The sequence below is a fragment of the Methylobacterium sp. WL116 genome, from assembly GCF_008039455.1.
In the GTDB taxonomy this organism is placed as follows: domain Bacteria; phylum Pseudomonadota; class Alphaproteobacteria; order Rhizobiales; family Beijerinckiaceae; genus Methylobacterium.
Window position 1 is genome coordinate 1 of the sequence record NZ_VRUV01000309.1, and the last position, 5,539, is coordinate 5,539.

General features: G+C 72.1%; 6 protein-coding genes. 2 read left to right on the forward strand and 4 right to left on the reverse strand.

Translation table 11 applies throughout. The features are described from left to right. Together FV223_RS18865 and FV223_RS18870 are read right to left on the reverse strand one after the other, a co-directional pair. On the reverse strand, positions 1-880 hold an 880-nt coding region (locus FV223_RS18865), incomplete at its 3' end, for a 2-hydroxyacid dehydrogenase (RefSeq protein WP_147728452.1). Positions 881-1,005: 125 nt separating this feature from the next. Further along, positions 1,006-2,346, reverse strand: coding sequence for a PLP-dependent aminotransferase family protein (locus FV223_RS18870; RefSeq protein ID WP_147728448.1), 1,341 nt, complete (start codon positions 2,344-2,346; stop codon positions 1,006-1,008). A gap of 115 nt (positions 2,347-2,461) precedes the next feature. Here FV223_RS18870 and FV223_RS18875 point away from each other — a divergent pair, with 115 nt between their 5' ends. Further along, positions 2,462-2,671, forward strand: coding sequence for a DUF1127 domain-containing protein (locus FV223_RS18875; protein WP_147728449.1), 210 nt, complete (start codon positions 2,462-2,464; stop codon positions 2,669-2,671). Positions 2,672-2,827: 156 nt separating this feature from the next. Continuing rightward, entirely contained in the window at positions 2,828-4,240 is a 1,413-nt protein-coding gene (leuC, locus tag FV223_RS18880; RefSeq protein ID WP_147728450.1) for a 3-isopropylmalate dehydratase large subunit, read from the forward strand. 64 nt (positions 4,241-4,304) lie between these two features. Here the strand turns inward: leuC and FV223_RS18885 are convergent, their stop codons facing one another. Together FV223_RS18885 and FV223_RS18890 are read right to left on the reverse strand one after the other, a co-directional pair. Further along, positions 4,305-4,961, reverse strand: a complete 657-nt coding sequence (locus FV223_RS18885) for a glutathione S-transferase family protein (protein WP_147728451.1) — start codon at positions 4,959-4,961, stop codon at positions 4,305-4,307. A 129-nt stretch (positions 4,962-5,090) separates the two neighbouring features. Next, entirely contained in the window at positions 5,091-5,531 is a 441-nt protein-coding gene (locus tag FV223_RS18890) for a cytochrome c-type biogenesis protein (protein ID WP_147728453.1), read from the reverse strand. Positions 5,532-5,539: the final 8 nt, after the last annotated feature.

The following is a 5,539-nucleotide window of genomic DNA, read 5'->3' on the forward strand; positions in this document are numbered from 1 at the left end:
AGATCAGGTTGTCGACGACGAGTTGCCCCATGGCGGCGCGGGTCTCGTGCGTGCCCGATCCGACATGCGGCAGCAGCACCACCCGGTCGAGGGCGACGAGCCGCTCCGGCACGTGCGGTTCGGCGGCGAAGACGTCAAGGCCGGCCGCGTGGATCGTGCCGGCCTCCAGCGCCGCGACCAGCGCCGCCTCGTCCACCACGCTGCCGCGGGCGACGTTGATCAGGAGGCCCTCCGGCCCGAGGGCGGCGAGCACCGCGGCATCGACTAGGCCGTCCGTGCCGGCGCCGCCCGGCGCCACCACCATCAGCACGTGGACGGCCTGCGCCAGCCCGACCAGGGTCGGATGATAGGCGTAGGGCACGTCGCCTTGCGGGCGCCGCCCGTGATAGGCGACCGCGACGCCGAAGCCTTCGAGCCGCCTCGCGATCGCCCGCCCGATCCGCCCGAGCCCGAGGATGCCGATCCGGCGCCCGCGCAGCGACGCCGTGAGCGGGAACGGCTTCTCCGGCCAGCGCCCGGCGCGCAGATACCGGTCCGCCTGCGGGATCTGCCGCACCGTGGCGAGCAGCAGGCCGATCGCCAGGTCCGCGACCTCGTCGGTGAGCACGTCCGGCGTGTTGGTGACGACGACGCCGCGCCGCCCGGCCTCGGCCGCATCGATGGTGTCGTAGCCGACCCCGAAATTGGCGACGATCTCCAGGTTGGGCAGCCGGTCCAGCAGCGGCCCGTCGACCACGGCCTGGGCGTTGACGGCGAGGCCGCGGATGCGCGGGCCGACCTCGGCGAGGAACGCGTCGCGGTCGGTCGCGGCGTCGAGCCGGTGCAGGTCGAAGGCGGGCGTCAACGCCTCGCCGACGCTCGCGAGCATCGGCTTCAGCATCAGGAGTTCGGGTCGAAGGCTCAAAGGTCGGCTCCTAGCGCCGTCGGGGCGTGGTTCCGGCGCGATGATGGGCGCCCCATGCGGTGGCAACAAGGCCGTACGGGCCGCGCGGCTCCGGGTCCAGGCTATCCCATCTCGTCGATCATCTGGTCGTCGCGCACGTCGACCAGGCGGCGCAGCGCCGTGAGGGCGCGGCGCAGGTCGTCGCGCGGCGGCGCGGCGAGCGCGAGCCTCACGGCGTTCGGGGCATGCCCCGGGACGATGGCGAAGGCCGAGGCCGGCGTGATGGCGATGCCCTGCCGCAGGGCCGCCGTCGCGTAGGCCTCGGCGCGCCAGGTCTCGGGCAGGTCGAGCCAGAGATGATAGGCGCAGGGGTCGCCGCCGATCGACAGGTCGCCCAGGCAATCGCGGGCCAGGTTCTGCCGCGCGACCGCGTCCGCGCGCTTGACCACGGCGAGCCGCGCGACGGAGCCGTCGCCCATCCAGTGGGTTCCGGCGGCGAGCGGAAACCCGGTCGCGGCCCATCCGCCCTGGCGGACGGAGGCCGAGAGGCGGTCGGTCCAATCGGGCGGCGACGCAATCAGGCCGACCGTCAGCCCCGGCATGACGCGCTTCGACAGGCTGTCGATCACGATCGTCCGGCCCGGCGCCCGGGCCGCCAGCGGCACCGCATCCGAGAGGAAGCTGTAGACCGCGTCCTCGATCGCGACGAGGCCTGTCTGGGCCAGCACCGCCGCGATCTCGGACCGGCGATGCGGCCCCATGGTAAGGCCCAGGGGGTTCTGAAGGGTCGGCTGGAGGTAGAGGCCGCTCAAGGGGGCGGCACGATGCGCCTGCAGGATCGCGTCGGGCCGGATGCCCTCCGCGTCGAGGGCGAGCGGGACGAGGGCGATCCCGAGGCGGGCGGCGATGCCCTTCACCACCGGATAGGTCAGCGGCTCGCAGCCGATGCGGTCCCCGGGCCGCGCCAGCGCCGCCAGGACCGCAGCCAAGCCCTGCCGCCCGTTCCCGGTGAACAGGACGCCGTCGGGATCGGGGGCGAAATCGCCGCGTGCGAGGAAGCGGGCGGCGACGGCCCGCGCCCGGGGCGTGCCCGCCGGTCCGTACTGGTTCAGGGCCGCGCCCGTGGCGCCGGCCCGCGAGAGGGCGGCCAGCCCCTCGGTCAGCACGACGTCCTGTTCCGGCAGGTTGGAATGGGTGCGCTGGAGGTCGACCGCGCCCGGGGCCGGCTCCGGCTGCATCCGGACCGGGGCGCTCAGGTCCGAGCGGACGTAGGTGCCGCGCCCGACCTCGCCGAGGGTGAGGCCGCGCCGGGCCAGCTCGGCGTAGACGCGGCTCGCCGTCGAGACCGCGATGCCGCGCTCGTAGGCGAAGGCGCGCTGCGGCGGCAGGCGATGGCCCGGCTTGATCTGCCCGCTGGCGATCTCCGCCGCGACCGCGTCGGCGACGCTCCGGTAATCGGTCATCCGCTAAATTGATCCGAGGCCAATAAACATATTGAACCGAGATTCGTATCGGTTCAATCCTGCCCGGGCAATCCCGGCCGGATCGCTTTCCCCTCCCCGCTTCGGACCGCTGATCATGCCCGCCGCCACATCCCTACCCCAGTCGCCATCCGCCTCCGACCGCTGGCGGATCTTCGGTCTCGATCCGTCCGTGGTGCGGACCTGGATCCGGCGCCACCGGGCGCGCCGCGAGCTCGCCGGCCTGCGGGACGACCAGCTGCGCGACGCCGGCCTCGACCGCCGTGCCGTTCGCGCGGAGGCCGACAAGCCGTTCTGGCGGCCGTGACCGGAGGCGGCCGGCCGCCCCCCCTGCAGCCGATGCCGGTCAGCCATTTGCGGCGGCCGGCCGGCGAGCACTTCCGAAATCGCGTTTCGAACCTTACTAAAGACCTCCGCGCCGGCTAGAGGCCGGCCACAGACACGCCGCGAAGCGACCAGAGCCATGACGAGCCCGCGCACCCTCTACGACAAGATCTGGGACGACCACGTCGTCGACGTCGAGGCCGACGGCTCGACGCTGCTCTACATCGACCGGCACCTCGTCCACGAGGTCACGAGCCCGCAGGCCTTCGAGGGCCTGCGCGTGGCCGGCCGCACGGTGCGCGCCCCGGAGAAGACGCTGGCGGTGGTCGACCACAACGTCCAGACCTCGGACCGCTCCAAGGGCATCGAGGACCCGGAGAGCCGGATCCAGCTCGAGGCGCTGGCGCAGAACGTCCAGGATTTCGGCATCGAGTTCTACGACGCGCTCGATCGCCGCCAGGGCATCGTCCACATCATCGGCCCCGAGCAGGGCTTCACCCTGCCCGGCCAGACCATCGTCTGCGGCGACAGCCACACCTCGACGCATGGCGCGTTCGGGGCGCTGGCCCACGGCATCGGCACCTCGGAGGTCGAGCACGTGCTCGCCACGCAGACGCTGCTGCAGAAGAAGGCCAAGAACATGCGCGTCACCGTCGACGGCGCGCTGCCGGCCGGCGTCAGCGCCAAGGACATCGTGCTCGCGATCATCGGCGAGATCGGCACCGCCGGCGGCACCGGCCACGTCATCGAATATGCGGGCGAGGCGATCCGCGCGCTGTCGATGGAAGGCCGGATGACGATCTGCAACATGTCGATCGAGGGCGGCGCGCGCGCCGGCCTCGTCGCGCCCGACGCCACGACCTACGCCTATTGCGAGGGCCGGCCGATGGCGCCGAAGGGCGAGGCCTTCGCACGGGCCCGCGCCTATTGGGAGAGCCTCGTCAGCGACGAGGGCGCGCATTTCGATCGCGAGGTCCGGCTCGACGCCGCGAGCCTGCCGCCGATCGTGAGCTGGGGCACGAGCCCCGAGGACGTGATCTCGGTGCTGGGCTCGGTGCCCGATCCGGCGACGATCCTCGACGAGAACAAGCGCGCCTCGAAGGAGAAGGCGCTGTCCTACATGGGGCTGACGCCGGGCACCAAGATCACCGACATCACCCTCGACCGGGTGTTCATCGGCTCCTGCACCAACGGCCGGATCGAGGACCTGCGCATCGTCGCCAAGATGGTCGCGGGCCAGAAGGTCCACGCGGGCGTCTCGGCGATGGTGGTGCCGGGCTCCGGGCTGGTGAAGGCACAGGCCGAGGCCGAGGGGATCGACGCGGTGCTGAAGGCCGCCGGCTTCGACTGGCGCGAGCCGGGCTGCTCGATGTGCCTCGGCATGAACGCCGACCGCCTCAGCCCGAACGAGCGCTGCGCCTCGACCTCGAACCGCAACTTCGAGGGCCGCCAGGGCCATCGCGGCCGCACCCACCTCGTCTCCCCGGCCATGGCTGCGGCGGCGGCGGTGGCGGGCCGCTTCGTCGACATCCGGGCCTGGCCGAAGGGTTAGGCACTTCGGCAGGTTCGCGCGCGACCTTCCCTCCCCCTCTGCGGGGGAGGGAAGAAGCCCGTCCTCAGAACTCCATGTCGAGCTCTTCGATCTCCTCCGGCTCCTCGGCGGCGGCCTCCGCCCACTCGACCATCAGCGGCCAGTGCAGGATCGCGTCGCGGTAGGCGGTGGCGCGCGGCGGCAGGGTCACGTCGTAGGTGCGGAAGCGGGTGCAGACCGGGGCGTACATCGCGTCGGCCAGCGTCGGGCGCTCGCCGAACAGGAACGGGCCCTCGTAGCGGGCGAGGCAATCGTCGAAGATCGTGACGATGCGCTCGATGTCGCCCCTGGCGCCGTTGAACACCCGGAAGCGCGGGTGGAAGGCCTTCAGGTTCATCGGCAGGGCCGAGCGCAGGTTGATGAACCCGCCATGCATCTCGCCGCTGATCGAGCGGCAATGCGCCCGCGCGGCGGCGTCCTTCGGCAGGAAGCCGGCTTCGGGGAAGGTCTCGTTGAGGTATTGCGCGATCGCCAGCGTGTCCCACACCACGATGCCCTCGTGGTGCAGGCGGGGCACGAGGAACGAGGGCGACAGGTGGAGGAGCTCGGCGCGGGAGGTCTCGTCGCCGCCGGGCAGCACCTCGGTCTCGAAGTCGAGACCGGCCATCTTGCAGATCAGCCAGCCGCGAAGCGACCACGACGAGTAGTTCCGGCTCGAGATGGTGAGAGTCGCCGTGGCCATGCGCGTTCCCCTTCGCGGGTTCTTCTCGCGAAAGGCGGATCCAAGACTCGTGCCGTTTCGGACGCGTCGTCTCGAATCCGCCAGCGTGCATCATGGGCCGGACGTTCGGGAGACGCTACGGCGCGCGGATCACTCCCGGCGGAGCAGCGCCGCGACGTCGGCCTCCTCGGCGGCGGACAGGCCGCGCTCCGGCGCCGGCGCCTTCCGGCGCGACAGGCGCCAGATGCCGAAGCCGCCGAGCAGCACCGCGAGCAGGGGCGTCAGCCACAGCAGGACGGTGTGCAGGGCCAAGACCGGGCGCAGCAGTACGAACTCGCCGTAGCGGTTCACCACGTAATCCTCGACGCCCTGGTTGGTGTCGCCGGCCTTGAGCCGCTCGCGCACGATCAGCCGCAGATCCTTGGCCAGCGGCGCATCCGAATCGTCGATCGACTGGTTCTGGCAAACCAGGCAGCGCAGGCCCGACGAGATGTCCCGCGCGCGATGCTCGAGGGCGGGGTCCTTCAGCACCTCGTCCGGCTGCACGGCTTGGGCCGCGGTCGCCCCCCCGAGCACGAGGCCGGCGAGCAGGACGCGGC

What these genes read in the sequence shown, in the direction of transcription:
- FV223_RS18870 (WP_147728448.1), bottom strand. Translation starts at nt 2,346, where the DNA reads ATGACCGATTACCGGAGCGTCGCCGACGCGGTCGCGGCGGAGATCGCC.
- FV223_RS18885 (WP_147728451.1), bottom strand. Translation starts at nt 4,961, where the DNA reads ATGGCCACGGCGACTCTCACCATCTCGAGCCGGAACTACTCGTCGTGG.
- leuC (WP_147728450.1), top strand. Translation starts at nt 2,828, where the DNA reads ATGACGAGCCCGCGCACCCTCTACGACAAGATCTGGGACGACCACGTC.
- FV223_RS18875 (WP_147728449.1), top strand. Translation starts at nt 2,462, where the DNA reads ATGCCCGCCGCCACATCCCTACCCCAGTCGCCATCCGCCTCCGACCGC.